Source organism: Sphingobacterium paucimobilis HER1398 (assembly GCF_000416985.1).
Lineage (GTDB): Bacteria > Bacteroidota > Bacteroidia > Sphingobacteriales > Sphingobacteriaceae > Sphingobacterium > Sphingobacterium paucimobilis.
This window is the reverse complement of the sequence record NZ_ATDL01000004.1, coordinates 95157-120004: the sequence shown is the minus strand read 5'-3', so window position 1 is coordinate 120004 and position 24848 is coordinate 95157. Positions and strand designations below refer to the sequence as shown.

26 protein-coding genes are annotated in these 24848 nt (G+C 42.9%); 14 read left to right on the top strand and 12 right to left on the bottom strand.

What is annotated here, in order from left to right; genetic code table 11:
* Positions 1-117 precede the first annotated feature (117 nt).
* The 4 genes from M472_RS26050 (at position 118) to M472_RS26035 (ending at position 3914) form a co-directional block, all read left to right on the top strand.
* The gene (locus tag M472_RS26050) at positions 118-1128 is read left to right on the top strand and encodes an OmpA family protein (RefSeq protein ID WP_021068768.1); all 1011 of its coding nucleotides are present in this window, start codon (positions 118-120) and stop codon (positions 1126-1128) included.
* A gap of 12 nt (positions 1129-1140) precedes the next feature.
* Complete coding sequence (locus tag M472_RS26045) at positions 1141-1830, top strand: hypothetical protein (RefSeq protein ID WP_021068767.1); 690 nt, start codon at positions 1141-1143, stop codon at positions 1828-1830.
* A gap of 5 nt (positions 1831-1835) precedes the next feature.
* Complete coding sequence (locus tag M472_RS26040; RefSeq protein ID WP_021068766.1) at positions 1836-2780, top strand: hypothetical protein; 945 nt, start codon at positions 1836-1838, stop codon at positions 2778-2780.
* Between the two features lie 126 nt (positions 2781-2906).
* Positions 2907-3914 carry an OmpA family protein gene (locus M472_RS26035; RefSeq protein WP_021068765.1) on the top strand — a complete coding sequence of 336 codons (1008 nt, stop codon included), beginning with the start codon at positions 2907-2909 and terminating at the stop codon, positions 3912-3914.
* A gap of 73 nt (positions 3915-3987) precedes the next feature.
* On the opposite strand, the gene M472_RS45390 is transcribed toward M472_RS26035, so the two are convergent.
* The 12 genes from M472_RS45390 to M472_RS25985 all read right to left on the bottom strand — a co-directional run bounded on the left by M472_RS45390 (position 3988) and on the right by M472_RS25985 (position 10330).
* Positions 3988-4131, bottom strand: coding sequence for a hypothetical protein (locus M472_RS45390; protein ID WP_021068764.1), 144 nt, complete (start codon positions 4129-4131; stop codon positions 3988-3990).
* Positions 4128-4628, bottom strand: coding sequence for a hypothetical protein (locus M472_RS44335; RefSeq protein WP_021068763.1), 501 nt, complete (start codon positions 4626-4628; stop codon positions 4128-4130). Before M472_RS44335 ends, M472_RS45390 begins: the two co-directional genes overlap by 4 nt.
* Positions 4625-5143, bottom strand: coding sequence for a hypothetical protein (locus M472_RS26030; protein ID WP_021068762.1), 519 nt, complete (start codon positions 5141-5143; stop codon positions 4625-4627). The genes M472_RS44335 and M472_RS26030 overlap by 4 nt, the downstream gene beginning before the upstream one ends.
* 30 nt (positions 5144-5173) lie before the next feature.
* Positions 5174-5578: a hypothetical protein gene (locus M472_RS26025; protein ID WP_021068761.1), complete on the bottom strand. Its 405-nt coding sequence runs from the start codon at positions 5576-5578 to the stop codon at positions 5174-5176.
* Between the two features lie 72 nt (positions 5579-5650).
* On the bottom strand, positions 5651-6028 hold the full coding sequence (locus M472_RS26020; protein WP_144062633.1) for a hypothetical protein: 378 nt from the start codon (positions 6026-6028) through the stop codon (positions 5651-5653).
* 25 nt (positions 6029-6053) lie between these two features.
* Positions 6054-6344, bottom strand: a complete 291-nt coding sequence (locus M472_RS26015; RefSeq protein WP_021068759.1) for a hypothetical protein — start codon at positions 6342-6344, stop codon at positions 6054-6056.
* A gap of 84 nt (positions 6345-6428) precedes the next feature.
* Positions 6429-7007, bottom strand: a complete 579-nt coding sequence (locus tag M472_RS26010) for a hypothetical protein (protein ID WP_144062632.1) — start codon at positions 7005-7007, stop codon at positions 6429-6431.
* A 68-nt stretch (positions 7008-7075) separates the two neighbouring features.
* Positions 7076-7480: a hypothetical protein gene (locus M472_RS26005; RefSeq protein ID WP_021068757.1), complete on the bottom strand. Its 405-nt coding sequence runs from the start codon at positions 7478-7480 to the stop codon at positions 7076-7078.
* 19 nt (positions 7481-7499) lie between these two features.
* Positions 7500-7721: a hypothetical protein gene (locus tag M472_RS26000; RefSeq protein WP_021068756.1), complete on the bottom strand. Its 222-nt coding sequence runs from the start codon at positions 7719-7721 to the stop codon at positions 7500-7502.
* Positions 7722-7755: 34 nt separating this feature from the next.
* The gene (locus M472_RS25995; RefSeq protein WP_031301318.1) at positions 7756-8013 is read right to left on the bottom strand and encodes a hypothetical protein; all 258 of its coding nucleotides are present in this window, start codon (positions 8011-8013) and stop codon (positions 7756-7758) included.
* A 3-nt stretch (positions 8014-8016) separates the two neighbouring features.
* On the bottom strand, positions 8017-8475 hold the full coding sequence (locus M472_RS25990) for a hypothetical protein (protein ID WP_021068754.1): 459 nt from the start codon (positions 8473-8475) through the stop codon (positions 8017-8019).
* Between the two features lie 214 nt (positions 8476-8689).
* Positions 8690-10330: a hypothetical protein gene (locus tag M472_RS25985; RefSeq protein WP_144062631.1), complete on the bottom strand. Its 1641-nt coding sequence runs from the start codon at positions 10328-10330 to the stop codon at positions 8690-8692.
* Between the two features lie 215 nt (positions 10331-10545).
* Between M472_RS25985 and M472_RS45585 the strand changes: the two genes are divergently transcribed.
* The 10 genes from M472_RS45585 (at position 10546) to nuoL (ending at position 24847) form a co-directional block, all read left to right on the top strand.
* Positions 10546-11250 (top strand): LuxR C-terminal-related transcriptional regulator, encoded by a 705-nt coding sequence (locus tag M472_RS45585; protein ID WP_021068752.1) that lies wholly within the window; start codon positions 10546-10548, stop codon positions 11248-11250.
* On the top strand, positions 11250-11363 hold the full coding sequence (locus M472_RS45950) for a LuxR C-terminal-related transcriptional regulator (RefSeq protein ID WP_081643090.1): 114 nt from the start codon (positions 11250-11252) through the stop codon (positions 11361-11363). Before M472_RS45585 ends, M472_RS45950 begins: the two co-directional genes overlap by 1 nt.
* A gap of 274 nt (positions 11364-11637) precedes the next feature.
* Positions 11638-16137, top strand: coding sequence for a glutamate synthase large subunit (gltB, locus tag M472_RS25975; protein ID WP_021068751.1), 4500 nt, complete (start codon positions 11638-11640; stop codon positions 16135-16137).
* Positions 16138-16152: 15 nt separating this feature from the next.
* Positions 16153-17625 (top strand): glutamate synthase subunit beta, encoded by a 1473-nt coding sequence (locus tag M472_RS25970; protein ID WP_021068750.1) that lies wholly within the window; start codon positions 16153-16155, stop codon positions 17623-17625.
* Between the two features lie 212 nt (positions 17626-17837).
* The gene (locus M472_RS25965) at positions 17838-19895 is read left to right on the top strand and encodes an FUSC family protein (RefSeq protein ID WP_021068749.1); all 2058 of its coding nucleotides are present in this window, start codon (positions 17838-17840) and stop codon (positions 19893-19895) included.
* A gap of 191 nt (positions 19896-20086) precedes the next feature.
* Positions 20087-21160, top strand: coding sequence for a complex I subunit 1/NuoH family protein (locus M472_RS25960; RefSeq protein WP_021068748.1), 1074 nt, complete (start codon positions 20087-20089; stop codon positions 21158-21160).
* Positions 21161-21352: 192 nt separating this feature from the next.
* Positions 21353-21913: a NuoI/complex I 23 kDa subunit family protein gene (locus tag M472_RS25955; protein WP_031301315.1), complete on the top strand. Its 561-nt coding sequence runs from the start codon at positions 21353-21355 to the stop codon at positions 21911-21913.
* Between the two features lie 5 nt (positions 21914-21918).
* Complete coding sequence (locus tag M472_RS25950; protein WP_021068746.1) at positions 21919-22461, top strand: NADH-quinone oxidoreductase subunit J family protein; 543 nt, start codon at positions 21919-21921, stop codon at positions 22459-22461.
* Positions 22458-22763, top strand: a complete 306-nt coding sequence (gene nuoK, locus M472_RS25945; protein WP_021068745.1) for an NADH-quinone oxidoreductase subunit NuoK — start codon at positions 22458-22460, stop codon at positions 22761-22763. The genes M472_RS25950 and nuoK overlap by 4 nt, the downstream gene beginning before the upstream one ends.
* Positions 22763-24847, top strand: a complete 2085-nt coding sequence (nuoL, locus tag M472_RS25940; RefSeq protein ID WP_021068744.1) for an NADH-quinone oxidoreductase subunit L — start codon at positions 22763-22765, stop codon at positions 24845-24847. The genes nuoK and nuoL overlap by 1 nt, the downstream gene beginning before the upstream one ends.
* The last annotated feature ends 1 nt before the right edge of the window (position 24848 follow it).

Below are 24848 nucleotides of genomic sequence, written 5' to 3'. Positions count from 1 at the left end.
TATTCCAAATTATTGCATAGTCAACTACTTTTGTTAGTGAAAACAGCCATACCCATTTATACCTGGTCAGTTTTCACATTACACGATAAATAGGGGTTAATTACACAATATAACGCAATGAAAAAGATCTCTTTTCTAATAGGAATATCTGTTTTGCTGGCCTGCAACAACAATACAAAGCATGGCCAGGAAATCCAACAAGACAGCACCTCCAGGAACTCACCGACGGAAAACATTGTTGCGACCTCCGAGTTACAGCAGACATCAAGCTTTGACATCCAGCGTATCCCAGTAGCGACAGCCGATATTGGTGACTTCCCCTTCATAAAATTACCCCAAGGGCTAGAAGAAATGAACAAACCCATGCTGCGTAAATTTGATGTCTGTTTTTTTCCTATAGATGGCATCATGACTCCTTTTGAAGGCAGACTATATAAAACCTTTGTATCACCTTTACGTGGCGAAGATTTTTCGCAACACTTCTTCGAAAAGAGCATGGTAGAATACTTACAATCTGTAGGTGCTGTAAATGTATTTGACGGAGCGATTACTCGAGAAGAATACGACCGCTACCACAAACAAGATCCGAATAAAGGTGGTGAGGGCGACATGGGCTATGCAGGCCAAAACATAAAATTCTGGGCACTTCGCACAAAAGACAAGGGCAACATCTACATACAATATCTGTCAAACAATGCTGGAGCATCGCTCAATGTATTGCAAGAAGAATCTTTCGTGCAAACGATGACCAAAGTTACTGCGGATCAGATCACCAAAGATCTGAATGAAAACGGAAAATCTATTCTATATATCAATTTCGACACAGACAAGTCCGAATTAACAAGCGATGGGACTGAGCTGGTACAGCAGATTGCCAAAGCATTACGAGAGGAAACTTCCCTTAAGGTCAGCATCGAAGGGCATACTGACAATACTGGGAATAAGACACATAATAAATCTTTATCCAAAGACAGGGCCAATGCTGTGCTACAGGCATTAACAAAAGATGGTATCGACGCATCTCGACTTTCAGCTACGGGTTTCGGCGCAGAAAAACCTCTTGTGACCAATGATTCGGAGGAGAACAAAGCTAAGAACAGACGTGTCGAACTTGTACGTACGAACTAAAACTCAAATACTATGAAAACAACAATCAGCTATTTTTTAACAGCGCTATTGCTCGTATTTACGGCCTGTAGCAAATCTAATGACAACGAGCCGGAAGAAGTTGGCGACGGTGGTTATGTAAGTGGCACCTACTGGCCTTATGCCATAGGCAACCAATGGAATCTTGTAAATACGGACGACACAGAAGACACGTATCAATATCTAATCCACAAATCACTAACGCATGAAGGCAAAACATACTTCCAGTTCAAACCTCTTGGAATCGATGCCGACGTAGAATTAAATGACGGCTTTCGTGAAGAAAACGGCGTATTTATCTCCCTCCATGGTGCGACTTCGCAAATGGGGATAAACACCTCAGCAGGTACCGCCACCTATATCAATACCAACCTGAAAGTAGGTGAAATATGGAAAGAAGAAGTATCTTTACAAATCTCGGGGCACGCTTCTGGGACAATCACACACTTTAATGAGGGCCGAATATTAGAAAAAGCTGCTAACGCCACCATCAATGGAAAAACGTATAAAGATGTTTTAAAATCGGAACTCAAAAAAACGCTTCATAACAGCATAACGGGGCATACACAAAAAATAGTCTATGAAACCTGGCTTGCAAAAGGAATAGGTATTATTTACGAAAAAACAACCTATAACGATTCAGACAGCGAGAGCTACGGTTTGGTCAGTTACACGGTTAAATAGGAAAAATGAGATTTAGAAATATAATAAAAAGCGGCATTACAGTTGCCGCTCTCGCCTTATTTGCTAACTGCAGCAAAGACAAGAATGAAGAGATCATCGATCAAAACATCAAAACAGAGACTTTTGACCAGGGCATTATTAAAATGGGTATCTATTCCCAAGAAGTAGAGTTGAGTAAGCTTGTCGATAAAATTGACTTTACACAGGCAGACCCCAAATCGCAATATCAAAATCTATTACAAAAAGACAAAGACGTACAGGCTATTGTTAAAACAGTGGAAGAGATGGCATCCAAAAATCCACTCGCGGGTCTCGTTTTATCCATGAACACAACTTCTTGTACCTACTACGTCAAGGACGACAAAGTGCTCGGCAAAGTGAAAGGATTTGGTTGGGAAATGGACAACTACCATGATGAACTTCAGGATAAAGGGAGTCTTTATCTCGAAACACTGACAAAAACAAGTGAGATTGCTGAAAGTGATCGAAAAATTTACGCCCACTACACACCCAGTGAAAATCCTGGTGCAGGAGCAAACAGCAATATTGAGCTCGAGAACTTCAACAGAACCGAACTCAATAAAACTGAGGTTGTAAATGGCTATCTGTGCAACGTATCTCAACTCACGCCAAAAACATTAGATACAGACACTCCTATCCAAATGCGCAAATTATTGGTCTACACCTCTCCTCTATTCAAAAAGACAATCAACTTTACACATCCATTTTATTTGGATGAAAAAAACGGTATTCTTCGCATAGATATCTATTTTGTAGATGATAACACACCGACACTGGTCATGAAGCCCAAATCCATAGAACGACGAGTGGTCAATGAGAATGAATTGAAAAGTCGTACAACTCAGCCTGGATATGGAGAGATCAATGCAGAATGGGCTTTCAAAGCATTACCAATCCTAACCAGTGGCTGGTCTGTACTCTCCAAATAGAAGATTCGTCCTATCAAGCCGTTTATTATAGACCTATTAGAGGTATCGAGATCTATCAAATTAATAATTTAACTTGGTTTGTCCCATGATTTTACAGAAATTAGAAATCAATTTATATTGAAATCTATGACAAAGACCACACTATTGTTTGCTTCGGCAGCACTGCTTATCGCTTGTAATAATACCCCCAAGCAAGAAAACAACACTGCGCAGGATAGCGTATCATCCACGCAAAGTGCCGAGAGTGAAAATGCTTCAGCGACCCCTAACACGACATTGGATATCGGGAGTATCCCTGTAACAACATCGGATATTGGCACCTTTCCTTATTTTACCTTACCAAAAGGATTAAAACATAACAATAGACCTTTTCAAAAAGATTTTGATGTGTGCTTTTTTCCAGTAAACGGTGTGATGACGCCATTTGAAGGGAAACTTTACAAAATCAATGTAGATACTGAACAAGGAGAACAGTTTTCCAAACGCTATTATGAAAAAAGTGTAGAAGACTACCTACAGTCGGTAGGTGCTGTCAAGGTCTTTGACGGAACTATAAGCCGTGAGGAATATGACCGTTATAACAAACAGGATCCAAATAAAGGCGATGAGGGTGACATGGGCTATGCCGATGAAAATATCAAGTTTTACGTGATCCGTACCAAAGATCAAGGCAATATTTATATACAATTCAGTGCCAACAATGCCGCTGGAAAGCTAAACATCCTTCAAGAAGGGACAATGACGCAGACCATCACCAAGATTACGGCCGATGAAATTGCAAAAGACCTTAACGAAAAAGGGAAATCGATCCTGTACATCAACTTTGACACCGACAAATCTAACCTGACCACAGACGGGAAAGAAGTCGTACAGCAGATTGCGACTGCATTGAAAAAAGAAAGTACACTGACCATCAACATCGAAGGACACACGGATAATACCGGTGATGCGGAACACAATAAAAAACTTTCCGGAGAACGTGCCAACGCGGTATTGAAAGCATTGACTGCTGATGGTATCGACAAGTCTAGACTAAAAGCGCAAGGATTCGGAGCCGAACGCCCACTTGTCGCCAACGATAGCGAGGGCAATAAAGCTAAAAACAGACGTGTCGAATTGGTAAAGAGCAATTAGCTCATTTATTATTTAAACACTGATGCCGCAAGCTCCCTAAAGGGGATACTTGCGGCATTGTGCTTTTTCTCCACTACCCTACAAACCAAATAAATACAGCTGCAATAAAAAGAAACGCAGCAGCAACACCTATAATCAGATCTTCATTGACCATCATCTTCACCATATATTTCTTGTAATTGTTCAAGGCGCTCTGTTCTTTATTAAGTTTTATCACCTATTTTTCGCATTAGCGATCAGTCGCAATACGTACTCTCTATTTTTAGCTGCACTCACCCACTTGGGCAGTCGGCTCGCGATGCTATTGTTTTGATAAGGCTCCCCATTTCGCTCTCGCAAAGAATCTGTCACATAAGCTTCGATAACCGACAGATGCTCGAGATTATAAGCCCAGAGTGTACCTTCATTGGCCTCAATACAATACCACAGCGCAAATCCAAAGAACGGATCTATTGGCTCATTTCGGTGCAGTACCCGAGTATACTTAGGTACCCCACGACTATTGACGTACACCGTCACCTTGGGCGTACTTCCGTATTTAATAGCATAACCACAGGATACACAAGAAAAACGCACCTTTTCTTCGTGCTCGGCCATAGGTGCATACAGACCAGCCCCGATGACCAGCGCTTTCTTTTCGCAGCGTGGGCATACGACATCGATACGGTCGGTAAAGTCCTCATTACGGACGGTGTAGGGATTCAGTGTTTTCATATCGGTACTCCCAACTCTTCCTTCTTAGGCTTCGGTGTGTCTGGGTGGCGGGTAGAGATACGAAATACCCGTGGATACGCCTCACTTTCCAGCTGTATTTGTATCCTATACATGGTACTTCTACCAAATCGTAACATCGGCTTGTTTACGCGGCTTCGTATTCCTTTGTACAACGCATAGGCCTTGTTGTCTTTCCATTCCATATGCTTTATTGGTCTATCATTTTTCCAAACGGCAAACTGCACAATGTCCTTATTATGCTTGATCAGCAGTTGGTATTTCCCTCTTTCGATAATGGTATCCAGCATGGTTATACTTGTATATAGATCGAGGACAATCTCGCTTTCTCGAATATCAAGTCCCTGTCCACGCCACTTTTGTTGCTCAATCAACTCGGTAGCAGTAAGCTTGGGGTAGGGGTCTAACAATTCTACACCAAGCTCAGGAACTGCCTGTTGCTCCTGTGCGGCGCTACTGTTGAGCAACGCAAAGCAAAGTAAAACTATATTTTTCATTGCATATCTGCTTTTACAACATATTGCCAATCAATCACAACCTACCGAAAAATCCGTCAACAATATAGGTCTCCAATTCTGGTTGTAATCGGCAATGCTTTTTCGTCTATGCTTTTCTGCTTCGTCCCAAGTATCAAAAGGTCCGAAAGCTATAGCACGGTTTAAACCGTTAAAACGACGACTTTTGCTAAGGTAAGCTCTGTAGTAGTCATTCAGTTCGTTTGTGATTCCGGTTTTATTCGGCTGACGGTCTTCTTCGCAGCGTAAACCGAAAATATTGCTGACCAAGGGTTGTTTATTTGTTGCACTCTGCTCAGGCATTGGCAGATGTTCCCAACCTAGGGCATAATAATACTTAGTTTTTATTTTGCTTTTTTGGGCAAATAAAGTAATACTTAACAAAAATGCTATGGTAAAAAGGAATAGTTTTTTCATAAGAATTGTTATTTAACCTGTTAAACAACCTGAGGTTTCCACCTCGCTCAAGGATTAAAATTCAAAAGACTGTTATTGTTTACCATTATTACATTCCAATCCAAAAGGAAATGGCTTAGCCTTGCCTCCAAATTTCTCCAAATCAGCATTATATGCATCCATTGCTTTGTCCCATGACGAATAAGGTCCTTTTATTTCTACTGAAGTCAATGTCTTTTCTATTCGTTTGCTGTATTTAGCTTTGTACTCATTGATAATGTTGGTTTTTCCATAAAACATCTTACTGCAATTTCCGCTGAACGGGTATGAAATAATTGTTTTATCGCCACCATGCTCTCGAGCAATAACATACACCAAATTAGGTGACTGAGTTTGTTCTTTTACATTTTTTGCCCCAAGCAACATCATTATCCCAACAATTCCTGCTGTAATTATTATAATTCTGTTCATTTTGTTTCTATTTTATTTGTGTTTTTTAATCGCATTTACTGATAGAGTATTGAACGTTATCAGCGAATGCTTCGCCTGTCCACATCAAGTATTTAATACCGTCATAAAGTGCTTGCCTTGCTTCTGATTCTGATCTGTGAATACAAGGTGTAGAGTCTGTAATAACTCTTTGCTGTTGTTTTGAATTGATAACTCTTGCGCTAGCTGTACCTTTATATAAATGATGACTGTCGTTACTTTCTTTTTCACAACTAATCGTTGTAGTTGTCAATAAAAGCAAAGTAATACATTTACCTAATTGAAGTATTTTCTTCATAACTAAACTATTTTAAAATTTACAATACTGTTTACTCTTTGTTCAACTGTTGATTTTACAATCAGTTTTATTTGCAACTGTCGTTTATCCAAAAGGGTCATCTTCAACTTTTGATAAAGTTTTTAGATGTTCGAAAGCTTTTTTGATTTTATCAAAGTTGGTTGGGTCTGCAGTTAGGTACGGAATGTCTACATAATCATATTCATATGACTTAGCTCCATCGTGAGAGTCATAATTCATACGATACACTTGCACTTCTTTCCAATACTTAAAATAATAATTACATTTCACCGTCTTAGAATTAAAATGCAATCTTACATAGGAAACATTTTGATCAGCGTTATAAACATTTGTAATAGAAGAAATAAACACAGGGTTAAATATAAAATCATAGTAGTGTTCTACATAGCTTGTATTAGCCCTGTTATTTGGTGATTTATTCTCACTACTCCTATATGGACATACTACTTTACTAAAATTTATGTTTGCCTCGCCCAAAGCTATTGAAAGATAAGTAATGTAGTCCTTGTCCTTGTATCCCTTAGATTCATCTATTTTTTTTCCAATGTATTTAAGGGTTTCATCTTTTGTTAAAGTCGCTCCTTGAGCCTTACAAAGATTAATGCTTAACAGCATTACTAAAAGAGTTATTATTGTTTTCATGGTTATAAAATTTAATCCTCACACCCTCCTCCGAAGAAGAGACAGTAAGGGAAAGGTATTCGTCGCTACTAAGAGCCACAAAGTCTGTTGACACCTTTCTTTAGAACATAGGTCAATATAACCTTTGCTAATTTTAAGATAAAGTTACTCCCAGTTACCAAGGCAATAGCCTGTAAAACATATTCTATTATTTTACCAGAAATGGAATCTTCTTTAATAAGATTGCAAAAAGCATTTTTAAAATCACGCCACGGTATTGCAAGATTAATACTATCTATGGTTAAGGCTGTAAGACCAACAGGCTGGCTTATAAAATACGTACTTTGTTCTTGTTGGTTGTGCAAATATAGTTCGCTCAACGCTTGCTGGGCATCTTCCTCAGTTACTGAATCTTCGCCAAGTCCGTCTTGTAGCAGCATATCCGCATAAGCCGATAGTTCTACGAATTGGTTTTCTTCATTTTTTATTAACATAGTTTTAAATATTTAAGTGTTAAAATGTTTCGTTTTTACCTTCTTCACAAAACGTTTCTAAGTGGTTTAATGCTTTTGCCATACGTTCAGCAAGATTAGGTTCTTTTGAGTAGTCAAAGTTGGGAATCAATTTAAAACACTCTTTCTGAATAGTTCCGGAAATGAAATGCTTGTAATCATACAATACAACATCTTTCTCTGCAATTACCACATCGTGATCACCAAAACCCAATTTAGACATGCTTGGGTTGAAAGAAACTTTAATTATGTAACCATTAAGCTACTATACGCCCAAGTTCATTTAGGTTTTCTTTTACTCCATAATGTAATTCAATATTGCAAGGTGTAATAACAAGTGAATAAGTCAATTCATCATAAGAGCTTTTATAATTTGCTTTTGTGTATCCTTGTATTTCATGATACTTCTCAAACTTCTCCTTTATCCACGTAATGGTTTCCTCTTTCGTTTGCGCCTGTCCCAAACTCACCAGGACCACCAACACTAAAGCCATAAAAATCAGTTTTGCTCTCATCGCTTATCGTCTTGAAGGATACACATAGATCACTTTATAATAGCTCTTACCGCCGGGATAGCCATCCTGATATTGAGGAGCATTTTTATGCCCGTTGTTAAAATCGTTTACCTCTTTCGTAATACCTTCACGACAGGCAGATTCAGACGTAAAATGATTATACTCGCCCCGGTAAGGCACAGGTTTATCCGATGTTCGCATCAACTGAGAGCCTACTTGCTTATTGGCCTGTGCTCTGAAACTAGCTGTCCAGGCTTCCTTTTCCTGATCGGTCATTTTACCATTTGAAGTTTCATACCAATTCCGAAAAGGATCGGAAATAACCAAGTACTGCGTATTAGTACCGTTGTCATACTTTTTGAAAGTACAATAACCGTAACGGTCTTGTGCCTTTACTTGAAGGGAGGCAAACAGGCACATAATTCCGATAATGCCTACCATAATTTTGCTGATTGTTTTCATATGTATTTAATTTGATTTTCAACTGTCATATGGAATATCCAAACTATATTCATTCGTGTTTGTGCAGCCTGTTCTACATGGATATTTCATATCAAAATCGATTTAAAACAAGTAAGGTACAGTCCCCCAAAAGGTATATCCAAAAATGCTACTGAAAAATACCTAGTTCTAGGTATTTTACTTACCGGATGGGGATATGTTTACATCGTTAGCGTTAAAAAGTAATATTCAAGCTCAACAGCGAAGCATGGAGACGGGTATTGTACTTTGGTGTTAATCGCCACGCATAACGCCGAAGGATCTGCTGTTGTTTTCGATCTGCTTCTTTATAGTATTCGCTGCTTTTTCCTCTACCGAAAACAGATGCTCCCTCAAAAAGCCCCCAGCCTCCAAATGCTATTCCGCCGACAACACCGATACTTAACATCGTCGTACCGAGCCATTCCATACTACCGTCGTCATCATCATTTAGGATAGAGTCATAAACCTTATATCCTCCATAAGCTAAGCCGGCACCCAACAATGGATAGGCGATTGCACGATAAATCCCTTTTCTACGACGCGCCATCGCCTGTTCCTTTTGTGTATCGTAAAACCCCAGCAGCAGATCCCGCGCACCACTATTGTTCGTTTTTTCTAGAGTATTTTTCAGAAAAGCTTCCCTTGCTTTGCTGTACTTGCCGTTCCACCCCCCTTTTTCTTCTTTATTATAAAACGCTAGGGTATGATAAGCGTTGTTTACCTTTTTCAAAGCTTCTATGTTTCCATCGGCTGCAAGCTCGCCATAAGCCTTAATGGCTTCATCAGCTCGGCTCTGTGCCGCATATGCTCTGTCCAGACGGGCTTCCCGGTCTGCACGCATCCCCATCAGCACATTCGCTCCCAGATTCGTCAGGTCTTCTGTAGCACGACTATACACAGCGTCACGCTCTTGCCGTTCAGCTTCCTGATTTGCCAGCTGTGCGGCGATGCGGTTGGCCTCTACCCTATCGTAAGCCGATTTATCCACCTTGCGGGCGCCACCGTTGACTTTCTGGAAATACTCGCCCCTGTCGTTCTTGAAGACCTCTCCTTCCTTGATATTGCTGAGACCTCCCTGAAAAGACGATGCAGCACGGATGTCCTCATTTTTTGTGGTCGCTGTCGTTGGTCCTGTCGCAGGAGTAGCTCCCGAAGATGAACCGCCCAAAGACACCGCTTCTGCCGACGTACCGGAACTACTGCTCTTTGATGATGAGGTTGATTTACTATTACCAGTAATGATAACTTTGGTTTCACTTTCTTTTTTTTCGATCAAACTAATGTCTTTTTCATACGATTTTCGTTGATCTTCCAACCTTTTGATATATTTATCCATATCATACTGATTCCTAAAACTAGAAGACACCTGAAAACTCTGCATCTTACTGTTAATTTCGGCTATCTTGCTGTCAATCTTTTTAATCACACTCAACAGACTTTGCTTGTCGTTTCTGTTTGCCTCCTTGAATATATTATTATTCGCTTCGTATAACGTGTTATAATAAGACATGTAGTTGTTATAGTTAGTGGCAGGATAACCGTCAACCATCACTTGACTATCGGTAAGTTTGAACCCCTGCGGAATGGGGTGATCTTTTCTTATAAAGCGCTGTCCTGTCATACCTGATAAGGTGACTTGTTTCCCTTGATAAGTAAAGGAAACAGTGTAATTAGGCAAGGCTTTCACAAAAGCCCAATCATAGCCTCCCTCAGAACCTTCCCAACGGATGACAACCCCTATCAGTGTGTTTTTATATACATCATTTTGCGCCCTTACGTTTGTCGTTCCTAGCAAGCACATCATCCCGAATATCCCTGCTATTAGGTTAGCCATTCTCTTCATTTCATTATATCTTTGGTTTTCAATACCACAAAGCTAGCCCCTCCTAGCATACAGGTAAATACCTAGACCTAGGTATTTTGCTACAACACCATCTTGCAAACTCAATTTTATTACCTATATTAGCATTGATTTGCAATTAATTACACCAAACACATCTTGCAAACAGGAGAAAGAAGCAATTATTACGATCACTTAGATTAGAAATTATGGATACCCTGGCCACACAACTACACGGTATATCCAAAGGACTCAAATATGGCGATTTTAATATCCCCGACATTGGCGATATCGTCCCAGCATCACTCATGATTCAAGACCTGGATGGCCTACGTCCTATTGGCTGTAGCTATATGAACAATTGGGGTTGCGAACATCTAGGATCCTCAGTAGATGAGGTCAACCAATTGGGAGAAAAATATTATGATCGTTACTTTGTCAAAGAGGAAACCTATGGCATTTTTGAGGGGATGAACAATTATCTGGTATTAGGTGATTTTGACAAACAATACAACTTCTTTCAACGGGTCAAACTCTATGGCGACACCCATTACACCTGGTTCTACACAGTTTTAAAAGTAGTACAGGTCAAAATGTTCAGTGAATTAGAATATAAAATCATCCTGCTCTCTTCGCCGGTCATCGGGATGGATCAGCTCATCTCCCGGGTCAACAAGACATTGGATCAAGACCAGTACATCCGAAACAACTATAGGCGATTTGCCGAACTCACGGTCAGGGAGAAAGAGATAATAACGCTACTGGCCAACGGCAAATCGAGCAATGAGATAGCAGACCAACTCTTTATCTCCTCCCATACGGTATCAACACACCGTAAAAACATCATCCGTAAAATCGAGTGTAATTCCTTTGCTGATTTATTACGATTTGCAATGGCCTTTGATCTGGTTTAATACACCTATCCCCACATACCGTAAGTGTACACCGCAAAAACATCCTTCGAAAATCCAACTGTAAATCCTTTGTTGAGCTGGGCTCCAAAGCCTTACGCGAAGGATGGATCTGATTCTTTCATGCACTCCTATCACAGAATGAAATTCCCAAATCGGTAATAAAAACCAAAAATAATACAAAAACATCGCTACAAAAGAATATTTATTGCAAATAACATAAATAAATCTTTTTTTTATTGAATTATTTATAAAATAAAAAACATTTTATTTCTATATTTGTAAACGCAATAGTTGATGATTGAAAAACTGTCAACCATCAACCGGTAGTCTGACCAACAGAACAGGCGATCGTCAACTACAGCACAAATACACTCAACCAAAGAAACAATGCAACAAGAAGGACTGTACAACCCCGAATTTGAGCACGACGCCTGCGGTGTAGGATTTGTAGCCCACATCAAGGGACATAAATCGCATGCACAGGTAAAAGATGCGCTCACCATGCTTGAGAATATGGAACACCGTGGCGCCTGCGGTTGTGATCCCGAGAGTGGAGACGGCGCAGGAATTATGATCCAATTGCCGCATGAGTTTTTATGGGAAGAGTGTATACAATTAAACATACAACTTCAAGAACCGGGGTACTACGGAGCAGGAATGGTATTCTTACCCAAGGAAGAAGGACTGAACCAGATCTGCCGTACCGTGATACAGCAAGCGGCCGCCGATCGCAATATGGAATTCTTAGGCTTCCGAACAGTACCTGTAAATCGAGAAGGTATTGGCCCCACTGCACTAGGAGCAGAGCCCGAAATTGTACAGTTTTTTGTAGCACGCCCTCATGGCGTTAGCAATACGGAAGACTTTGAGCGCAAACTGTATGTACTCCGAAGATTGATCATTCAGAAAATAAAAACACACCAAGCCTATCCGTTACCACTCTATATCGCTTCGCTATCCTGCAAAACCATTATATACAAAGGACAGTTAACGACCTATCAAGTCGGCTCCTACTTTGAAGATCTACGGAATCCAAAGGTAGTATCTGCTTTTGGATTGGTACACTCCCGCTTCTCGACCAATACTTTTCCTTCTTGGTCATTAGCACAGCCCTTCCGTATGATCGCCCACAATGGAGAGATCAATACGCTGACAGGCAACCTCAACTGGTTCTATGCCGGTGTCCGTTCACTGTCATCCCCCTACTTCACCGAGGAGGAAATGGAAATTCTCCTGCCCGTCGTAGACCGAGGGCAATCAGACTCCGCGTGCCTAGACAATGTTGTCGAACTATTATTACATTCCGGACGGAGCCTGCCTCACGTCATGCTGATGCTGGTCCCTGAGGCCTGGGATGGAAATACACAGATGGATCCTTTGAAAAAGGCATTTTATGAATACCATGCCACCTTAATGGAACCTTGGGATGGCCCAGCTGCATTGTGCTTTACCGATGGTAACACCATTGGAGCCACCCTTGATCGCAACGGATTGCGACCATTAAGGTACGCAATCACATCCGATGACCGTGTTATCGTGGCATCTGAAGCAGGAGCTTTGCCGATAGAAGAAGCCAGCATCATCAGAAAAGGGCGTCAGCAGCCCGGCAAAATCTTCGTTGTCGACATGCAAGAAGGAGTAATACGTTCGGACGAAGAAGTAAAAGGTCAATTGATCCGTCAACAACCCTATGGCGACTGGATCGACCAATATAAAATAAGACTGGAAGAACTCGCAGAGCCCAGGGTCACCTTTACCTATCTATCCAAAGAGTCCGTATTTAAATACCAGCAGGCTTTTGGCTATTCCCGCGAAGACCTGGAGACGATTTTGACTCCCATGGCGCTGACCGGTTACGAACCTATAGGCTCAATGGGTACCGATGTTCCCTTAGCCGTATTATCGGATCAACCGCAGCATCTTTCTTCCTATTTCAAGCAATTTTTTGCACAAGTGACCAATCCACCGATCGACCCAATACGGGAAAGATTGGTAATGAGTTTGGCCACATTTATCGGCAATGCAGGTAACATATTGATTGAAGACAAAAAATTCTGTCACTGCGTAACACTCGAGCATCCGATATTAACCTCCAGTGAACTGGAAAAACTACGTTCCATCGATACAGGTGTGTTCCAAGCCAAAACATTACAGGCTTATTTCCGTGCCGATGGCAAATCAGGTTCGTTGGAAGCAGGTATCGAGCGCCTATGCCGTTATGCAGACGATGCCGTACGTGACGGCTTCGAAGTCATCATCCTTTCTGACCGGGCAATAGACTCCCAACATGCAGCTATACCTTCGATATTGGCGGTATCGGCAGTTCACCACCATCTCATAAAAACAGGAAACCGCGGTGCCGTAGGACTTGTCGTAGAAGCCGGTGATGCACTCGAAGTACATCATTTTGCCTGCCTACTGGCCTTTGGCGCTACAGCGATCAATCCGTACCTGGCATTAGCCAGCATCCGTACCCTAAAAGCGGAGAACCTGCTTGACACCGAACTGACTTGGGAAGAGCTACGCAAGAATTATGTCAAAGCAGTATGCAATGGTCTGTTGAAAATTTTCTCCAAGATGGGGATATCGACCCTACAATCGTACCATGGCGCACAGATTTTTGAAGTCCTTGGTATCGACAAATCGGTCGTGGACACCTATTTTTGCGGAGCCGTATCCCGTATAGGAGGCCTGAATCTTGATGATATAGCCAAAGAAGCACTAGCGAAACACGAACGTAGTTTTGGGAACCAACGGACATCCAAAGTTCTACTGCCCGAAGGAGGCCTGTACCAATGGAAGCGCCGAGGTGAAGGCCACTTGTGGAATCCACAAACGGTACACTTGCTACAACAAGCCTGCCGTACGGGCGATTTCGAAACCTACAAAAAATATTCAGCACTGATCAACAACCAAGAGGAACACCTGTTTACACTGAGAGGCCTACTTGATTTTGCCAAGCACCGTACCCCTATCCCTATGGACGAGGTCGAGCCTGCAAGTGAGATCATGAAACGATTTGCTACAGGTGCCATGTCTTTTGGTTCGATATCACACGAAGCCCATAGTACACTTGCCATCGCCATGAACCGGATCGGAGGAAAATCAAATACCGGAGAAGGTGGTGAAGATGAAATACGATACGAAAAGTTGCCTAATGGAGACTCCATGCGCTCTGCGATCAAACAAGTAGCATCAGCCCGTTTTGGTGTAACTTCCAACTACCTCACGCAAGCCGATGAGATACAGATTAAAATGGCACAAGGCGCCAAACCCGGCGAAGGTGGGCAGCTCCCTGGACATAAGGTCGACGAGTGGATAGCCAAAGTGCGTCATGCCACACCCGGCGTAGGCCTGATATCACCACCACCGCACCATGACATTTATTCTATTGAAGATCTAGCACAGCTGATATTTGATCTCAAAAATGCCAATCGGAATGCGCGGATCAACGTCAAGCTCGTTTCTAAAGCAGGTGTAGGCACCATAGCGGCCGGTGTTGCCAAAGCACATGCCGATGTCATACTGATCGCTGGCTACGACGGTGGTACAGGAGCCTCCCCGATCAGCTCCATCAAACATGCAGGACTACCCTGGGAACTCGGGCTAGCTGAGGCGCATCAGACCCTGGTCATCAACAAACTACGGAGCCGCATTGTGCTACAGGCGGACGGACAGATGAAAACAGGTCGGGATCTCGTCATTGCTACACTCCTCGGTGCCGAGGAATGGGGCGTCGCCACAGCGGCTCTGGTAGCAGGAGGCTGCATCATGATGCGCAAATGCCACCTGAACACCTGCCCTGTAGGCGTTGCAACACAAGACCCTGAATTGCGCAAGCTATTTTCGGGTTCACCTGACGATATCGTCCACCTCTTTCAGTTCCTGGCAGAGGAGATGCGCGAAATCATGGCACAACTGGGCTTCCGTACGATAAACGAAATGGTAGGAAGAGCACAATTCCTGAAAAAACGAGAGAACGTCAACCATTGGAAAGCTAACAAAATCGATTTCAAAGACCTACTGCATGTCGCCCGCAACGAAACAAGCGAAACGCTATACAATACCGAAGAACAAGATCACGGCATGGCCATGATCCTGGACTGGGGGTTATTAAAACAAGCCAAGCCTGCATTGGAAGCCAAGACACCTGTATTCGGCACCTTTCATATCAAGAATACAGATCGCACGATAGGCACACTCCTATCCAACGAAATATCCAAAATATACGGCTCAGAGGGACTTCCAGACAATACCATCAACTACAAATTTGAGGGTTCGGCAGGCCAGTCCTTTGGTGCCTTTAACACAAAAGGAATATCACTGGAGCTCGAGGGAGAAGCCAATGACTACGTGGGCAAAGGCCTATCTGGGGCGCAACTCGCTATCTATCCAGCAAAAGAAAGTACTTTAATACCTCACGAAAACATTATTATAGGCAATGTCGCATTGTATGGTGCTACCTCCGGCCACTTGTTCATCAACGGGATGGCCGGAGAGCGATTTGCCGTCCGCAACTCGGGAGCCACCGCCGTAGTAGAAGGCATTGGCGACCATGGTTGCGAATATATGACGGGAGGCCGCGCCCTGATACTGGGAGCAACGGGACGAAACTTTGCAGCGGGAATGAGCGGTGGAATAGCCTGGGTATATGATATCAACGGAACGTTTCGGGACAATTGCAACCAAGAAATGGTAGACCTGGATCCGCTCGAAACGGAAGACGAATCCGCTATCATAGCGCTCTTAAAAAGACATATACACTTAACCAATAGCGATAGAGCTTCCTACATTCTTCAACATTGGATAACAGAAAAAAACAGGTTCATCAAAGTATTCCCAAGGGAATATAAAAATGTAATCCGCAAACAATTGGTTGTAGCTTAAATTAAGTAGTGAAACATGGGAAAAGCGACAGGATTTTTAGAATTTGACAGATCTGCACCTCAAAAGGAGCCAATAGCAAGCAGAACGAAAAATTATCAGGAGTTTGTTCACAGCTATAAGGACGAACAACTCAACCAGCAAGCAGCACGCTGTATGAATTGCGGCATTCCTTTTTGTCACTCAGGCTGTCCTTTAGGGAATGTAATCCCTGAATTTAACGATGCCGTATATGACGGTAAATGGGAAGATGCGTACAACATACTGACATCCACCAATAACTTCCCCGAATTTACAGGCCGTATCTGCCCTGCTCCCTGTGAATCAGCCTGCGTACTAGGGATCAACAAAAGCCCGGTTGCTATTGAGGAAATAGAAAAACACATCATTGAGATAGCTTATAAAAAAGGTTACGTAAAGCCTAATAGATCCTACCTCAAAACAGGAAAGAAAATCGCTGTAGTAGGCTCGGGTCCTGCAGGACTAGCAGCTGCAGCACAGCTAAACAAAGCTGGCCATGATGTCGTGGTATACGAAAGAGATGACAAAGTCGGAGGATTACTACGTTATGGTATACCCGATTTCAAACTCGACAAAACAGTAATCGATCGACGAGTCACCATCATGGAGGAATCTGGCATCGAGTTTCGTACAAATTCAGAAATAGGCAAAAACACCCCGATATCGGAACTCGACCAATACGATGCCGTCGTGCTGGCTGGAGGTTCTACCATACCCCGTGATCTAAACATTCCGGGGCGGGAACTAAAAGGAGTCCACTACGCTATGGAATTCTTAAAGCAACAAAATAAACGCGTAGGGAATTCTCCCCTCACGACAGAGCCTATACATGCAAAGGGTAAAAATGTACTGGTTATTGGCGGTGGCGACACCGGCTCTGATTGCGTTGGCACATCCAATCGTCACGGTGCCAAATCGGTCACGCAATTTGAACTGATGCCACAGCCGCCGCAAAGCCGTACCTCGGCTATGCCCTGGCCCACCTACCCCATGCTCCTCAAAACGACAACATCGCACGAGGAAGGATGCCAACGTCATTGGAGCATTAGCACCAAAGCCTTCGTAGGAGATGAGGCAGGCAACCTCCGTGCAGCCCGCATCGTAGATCTGGAGTGGGAAAGTGATGCGTTTGGGAGACCTACCAGATTTAAGGAGGTAGAGGGTTCGGAACGAGAAATCCCCTGTGAACTGGTAACACTGGCTATGGGCTTCCTACATCCACAGCAGGAGGGTCTTCTACAGCAACTCCACATCGCCAGCGATGACAGAGGCAATGTCAAAGCCTCGGAAAAAGACTATAGAACCAATGTCGACAAGTATTTCACAGCAGGCGACATGCGCCGAGGACAGTCTCTCGTCGTATGGGCAATATCCGAAGGCCGGGAGTGCGCTCGAAAAGTGGACGAATATTTAATGGGCAGGACCGAACTCGAGAGCAAAGAAGCGGTACCACAGTATGCAACCTATTAGTTACTAATTCATCAATCTATATTTTTTCTGTTTCTTCTATTAGACCTTTCCGAACAATCGGAAGGGTCTTTTTTAATAACACATATTCCACAAGATACCAAGAATACAAAATAATATTTTGAACAAAAAACCTATCGTAAAAATATATTTCACATAAGTGATTTTTTCGTACTTTTGCAATCGATTTAAAAGATCAATTGTAAATAGGCTTTATGATTCGTATTGTCAATCAATTTTTCGGCAAAGAGTTTAGCAAGGATGCACTACGAAACATCCTTGTTATCCTGCTTCCTGCTATCCTACTCTTCTATACCGTAAGTCTAGATGTCGCCATAGCTTTTGCTGTAGGCGTGATACTCTCCTCCCTTACCGATCTGCCGGGAAATAGACAGGACAAAACAATGACAGCGATCTGGTGCAGCACCTTATTTACGATCACGGCCTTTTCTACAGCCCTGGCTCTGCACCATCTCTCTTGGGGCATATTGTCAATTCTAGGAATATGGGGCTTCCTTTGCACATTATTGATCGCTTTGGGTCCTAGATGGGGTGTCATCGGCAACCTGACCATGATTGTTATTAGCTTTACCATCGGACTCAAACCGCAGGATCCCATTGTTTTTGCACTATCCTTTAGCGTAGGAACAGGGTGTTTTTTTGTAATCAGCCTACTACAAGCCTACCTGTCACCTTATCGTTCTTTAAAGTATGCAATGAAAGACGGTTTCGAACAGATGGCAATACTCTTAGAAACGAAGATAAAATGCTATGATGAAAGACTCCCTCTAGAACAGGCATACCGCGAATTGAGTCTACTGCATATCAAAATCAGTGAACAACTCGAGAACATCCGATCGCTGCTGCTTCGCGAAAAAACACTAATTACATCAGAGCATGAGTCTGACCTCATTTGGCTGCGTAAAATCTATCGACTAATAGACCTCTACGAACTCTTGATGGGAATAGACACTGATTATGAAACAATTCGCGAAAAATTAAAACACTCCGAAGTACTCCCTATTATACGCCATATCCTTCTACTTCTTTCTAACGAAATCAAGGACCTGGAAAATACAAGTTCTATGGAGCTGAATAAAGATCCTAAAGGTTCTGGTCACTTCGACCTTGTCGAGATGACGGATAAAAATGCCGAAATAAAGACAAAACAGCAGATCAGCGCCGACATAAAAAAACTAGAACAGATACTGAACAGTTCTGACAACGAAAACAAAGCATTGATTAATCCGATTCTGATTCATATCAAACATATCGTAACCATCGTCCAACAGATCCAACAAGCGAACATCGCACCGGACCCCACGTGGGTCAGTACGGCCTCGTACAAAAACTTTGTTCCCACGACAAATAAACGTCAGGTTATCGCAAAACATATCAAGACAAGGTCCCCCATATTTATCTACTCGATACGTATGGCTACATTACTGATGCTATCGGGACTCGTTGGCTACACGCTGCCCGAATATCGGTACGCCTCTTGGATTATACTGACCGTTATCTTGGTGGCACGTCCGAGCTACGCCACGACACAAAGGAGAAATTACCAACGTATTGTCGGATCCCTGGTTGGCATTGCGGCCAGTCTATTGATTACCTTGGCCACACACGACACCACCACACTGCTCCTGATTGCCATGATAAGTCTGTATGGCTTCTTTCTCTTTAACAAACCTGACTATCTGATCTGTGTGATATTCATTACCATTGCAGCAATATTAGCCCTACACCTCTACGAAGGAAATATATGGGATTTACTGGGCAGCCGCTTAGCTTTTACTCTACTGGGGTCGATCATAGCGCTGATAGGCTGTTTTGCCCTGCCAGTAAACCATCACAAAACAATGAAAAACCTAACGGAGATACTTATTGGCAATTACCAGAATTACTACCATAAACTACGGGCACGACTATGCGAACAGAATGTAGATAATCAAGAACTGAGACTTGTACGAAAGCACGCACAGACTTCATTGGCACAACTCTATGATAATCTGGATCAGTTCCAAAAGGAACCGCGCTACAAGAAGCAGGACTGGAGTGACATACTCTCTTTTCAGACGCTAGCTTACCGCATCAATGCGCTTTTGGTCGGTATTTCGGTCAGTATCACCAAATCAATCGAGCAAGAAAATGATACAGCATTACTGGAGCGTCTGGATAATATTGAAGCACTCATCCATGAATTACACGAACTTGGCAGGTCAGAAAAACTAGCCCACAAGACACACAAACCTGCGGCAACCGTAAGCTAATAAAATAATACTCTACCAATTCAGTATATTATTTCACAGAAATAGTTTATTTTTGAAATCGGAACAATAAAAAGAATCATATTCAGGCATATTAATTTGACGTATGACATGCCTGTGATGGTTTTTCTATCGTTCTTTTGCTACGTTTTGCGTATGTTTGCATCCAATTAAGAATTATTCTAAAGAGCTTTGTGAGCCAACTAATTGTCCATATCATTATACCTGTAGCTATCTTTGGCTTTATTGCGCTATTCACGCTGTTTGCGGTATATGCAGAACGCAAGATTGCTGGTTTTGTACAGGACAGGCTCGGTCCAATGGAAACAGGCAAGTACGGCCTTTTACAGACCATCGCTGACATTCTTAAACTTTTGCAAAAAGAATTTATTACGCCCAAAGCAGCAGATAGAATCCTATTTGCTGTAGCACCAATCATTATATTCGGTGCGGTGTATATCGGGTACTCGGTCATCCCCTGGGCACCAGACTGGCTTCCGGCCAATACACACACCGGCTTGTTCTTCATTATGGCGGTCGTGTCTATCGATGCAATAGGTATCCTGATGGCGGGCTGGGGATCGAACAACAAGTATTCGCTTCTTGGAGCTATACGTGCAATTGCGCAGATGGTATCTTACGAAATCCCTGTGGGCCTGTCTCTGATCGCTGCCGTGATGATCACTCAGACATTAAACCTGAACGAGATTGGATATCAACAGGGCATATTGTCTGCCGATCCCATTTTCTTTTTAGGCATCTGGGATGTTAGCCATATCGGGGGCATATTTGCCTGGCATGTATTTCAGGCTCCACACCTTATCGTCGTATACCTCATCTTTTTTATCGCGTCGCTGGCAGAATGTAACCGAGCCCCCTTCGATATACCGGAGGCTGAGTCCGAACTGATCGGAGGTTTTCATACAGAATATGGAGGGATTCGTTTCGCTTTTATATTCCTCGCCGAATATGCGATGATGTTTTTGGTAGCGATGCTCGGTGTTGTTATATTTTTAGGAGGATGGAATACTCCCCTACCTAATATAGGTGTTATACGGCTCGCAGACTGGACAACAGGAATCGGATGGGGCATCTTTTGGACACTCCTCAAATCGCTTATTGTGGTAGGCGTGCAGATATGGATCCGATGGACACTGCCCCGTTTTAGAGCAGACCAACTGATGAGCCTGTGCTGGAAAGTAATGATCCCATTGGGATTTTTGTGCATGGCCATATCAGGACTGTGGCGTATTTTGGTGATGGTGTAAGGGTGTAAGGAGTGAACAAGTTATCAAGTGAACGAGTTAACAAGGCAGCTCAACAACTGGATAGTGGAAAATAAGGAGTGAACAAGTTATTTAACGAAAAGGTTATAAGGGGTTACATCGTTATAATGGTTATAGCGGCCATAGGCCTATAACTTCATAACTTCATAACTTCATAACTTAAAATAAAAATTGATCTTAAAAACAACGATACAGGGTTTTTCTTCGGCCGTCAAAGGATTATTTTTGACGTTCCGGCACCTCTTTGGGGCACGTCGATCCCGCCAATCTGTTGATATCCGCAGTAAAGACTACTTCGATCAACAGGAGGGCGTCACGACAGTACAATTCCCGAAAGAGAAAATGCCTATTCCCGAGGTCGCAAGATATCAACTGGATGTGGAGATTGACGATTGTATCGTATGCGACTTATGTGCTAAAGCCTGCCCGGTAGACTGTATCACTATTGAGGCTATAAAATCACCAGAAGCCATAGGCAAAACTTCGGACGGATCGGTCAAAAGACTGTACGCCGCGCAGTTTGATATTGATATGGCGAAGTGTATGTACTGTGGACTATGCACAGTAGTATGCCCTACCGAATGCATCACAATGACCAACCAATACGATCGGAGCACAACACAATTGACCGATTTAATCTACGGTTTTGGAGAGATGTCGGACACTGAAATCGCACAACGCAAGGCCGAATGGACCAAACATCAAGCTGAAAAGGAGGCAGCCAAGAAAAAGTAAGCGATATGGAAGAATTTATATTCTATGCTTTTGCGGCACTCGCTATAGGTTCGGCATTATTGGTCGTCAGCTTAAAAAATACAGCGCGTGCTTTATTCCTATTTTTTGTCACCTTATTCTCTATGGCGGGGCTGTTTATATTTGCCTTGGCAGATTTTGTAGCCATCACACAGATTATGGTTTACGTAGGTGGCGTACTGATCTTGATGCTATTTGCATTCATGCTTTCCAACAAGGAATTATTGAAATCCCTTCAACAGCTGTCCGGTCGTTGGATAAACCTACCCAATTGGCAATCGCTATTATTGGTCCTAGGCTTTCTTGCCGTAATGCTGTGGGGAATTATCGAGTGGCAGCAACAGACGCCGGAATGGATCGTACAAAACATCAAACAAGGAAATATCATACAACCGAATGACAACAATGTACAACAGTTGGGCCTGCGGTTCATGACACAGTACGTACTCCCTTTTGAAGTCATTTCGGTTTTTCTGCTCATGGTACTCATCGGTGCCGCTCATCTTTCACGAAAGGAGGAACAACGATGATTACCTTAACTCATTTTTTGGTTGTGAGCGCATGCATCTTCTGTATAGGCCTCTATGCCGTACTGGCCAAAAGGAATGCGATCCTGATACTGGTAGGTATTGAATTGATGATCAATGCTGCTATACTCAACTTTGTAGCCTTCAGCAAGTATGACAAAATCAACTATTCAGGCCAAGTGTTTGCCCTCTTCGCCATCGTACTAGCGGCAGCATCCGTTGCGGTCGCCCTGGCGATCATACTGCAGGTGTACCGTCATTATAAAACTATTAACCCGGATAATATCACCGATTTGCGCGACTGATGACAGAGCTGTTAAATATATCACCGATTAGTGCCAGTATACTCGTTGTACTGCTCCCTTTTATGGCCTTTCTTATACAGGCTATACGGGGCAAAAAATCGACTTCAGGTATATTCTCTCTTGTAGCGATTGCCTTAAGCGCCCTTCTGTCCGGGATATTTGTCTTTGCAGAAGTCTGGAATAATATGCCAATGCATCAGACCTACGATTGGTTCCGTATAGGTGATAAGACATTTACTATCGGCATATTATTAAACAACCTAACAGTATTGATGCTGTTCATTGTCAGTATCGTGGCTCTTCCGGTGCATATCTACTCGAGAGCCTACATGAAGGGCGACCCTGGGATACACCGGTACTGGATGTACCTCAGCCTCTTCTGTTTTGCCATGCTCGGTCTCTGTATTTCCAAAAACATACTGGTATCCTACATTTTTTGGGAATTGGTGGGTTTTGCGTCCTACCTATTAATTGGTTTTTGGTTTACCAAAGAATCAGCAGTACAAGCAAATAAAAAGGCCTTTCTGATCAATCGTATTGGAGATCTGGGCTTTTTAATCGGTATAGCGGCGGTATTCACCACGTTCGGCACGCTGGATCTCGTGGATCTGTTCGGCAAGGAAGGGCTGGTTTATTCGGACTTTGATAACAATACTGGGCTGATGACCTTGGCAGGCCTAGGCTTCTTTCTCGGAGCGATGGCCAAATCGGCACAATTTCCGCTGCATGTCTGGCTTCCTGATGCTATGGAAGGCCCCACATCGGTTTCCTCTCTGATACACGCCGCTACGATGGTCGCAGCCGGTGTATTCTTATTATGTACCCTGTTCCCACTTTTCAACGATCACGTACTCCTGTTTATTACCATTATAGGTACCGTGACGGCGACATTGGCAGCTTACTTTGCCTCGGGGCAATATGATATCAAAAGAGTACTGGCATTCTCCACCATATCCCAACTGGGCTATATGATGGCTGCTGTCGGCATTGGCGCATGGGATGCCGCATTATTCCACTTGGCAACACATGCCTTTTTCAAGTGTCTCCTCTTTCTATGTGCAGGAGCTGTCATTCATGAAATTGCACATGCCAAGGATAAGTCAGGGCTAGATTTTGACCCTCAGGATCTACGTCACATGGGTGGCCTACGAAAATATATGCCTAAAACATTTGTGCTCATGAGTATCGCTTCTTTAGCGCTTGCAGGATTTCCCCTTACATCGGGCTTTCTATCCAAAGACGCCATCGTGATCGCCACGTTCGAATGGGCTATGCATAAAGGAGGACTTTATTTTATCGTACCCGTTTTACTGGTACTCGTGAGTATATTGACAGCATTCTATATCGGACGGTTGATCTTTAAAGCATTTTTGGGTAAGTCTCGTCTCCCTGAACAAGTGAGACCACACCTACATGAAGCTCCAAAACAGATGCTATACCCGATGTACTTTCTAGCGATCTGCTCGTTATTTTTTGTATTCTCCTGGAACCCGATTTCTTATCACCAAGCAGGCATTTTAGAAGGTTTTTCCGTAGATTATATCTTTAAGGAAATACACAGCTTACACCTCTTCGTTCCTTTGACCCTGACCATAACAGCACTCATCAGCTGGGTTATAGGCTACAACTGGTATGTATTGGGTAAATACCCTCTGGATGCCAACAGCGGATGGATCAAAGCAGAAACCAATCAACTTGGGATCAACGAGTTTATCAACAACACTTTTGTCAAGGCAACTTTAGTGATCAGCAAGACAAGCGTATGGCTGGATCAATACATCGTAGAAGGCATGGTCAATGGTACGAGCAGGGGTACGCTATACCTTAGTAAGGTTGCCTCTGTACTGGACAGGTACCTGGTAGATGGTTTTGTACGGGTGATCCGCTATATTACCTTACGCTTAAGTCAACTTGCGGCCTGGTGGGACAAACATATAGTCGATGGTATTGTTAATACTATTGCAGGAACAGCTTATTATTTAGGCCACTTGCTGCGCTGGATACAGAATGGACGTATACAGAACTACCTGGGATTCGCATTTACCGTTGTTTTAATTGGAATACTTTATTTGATACTACGATAGC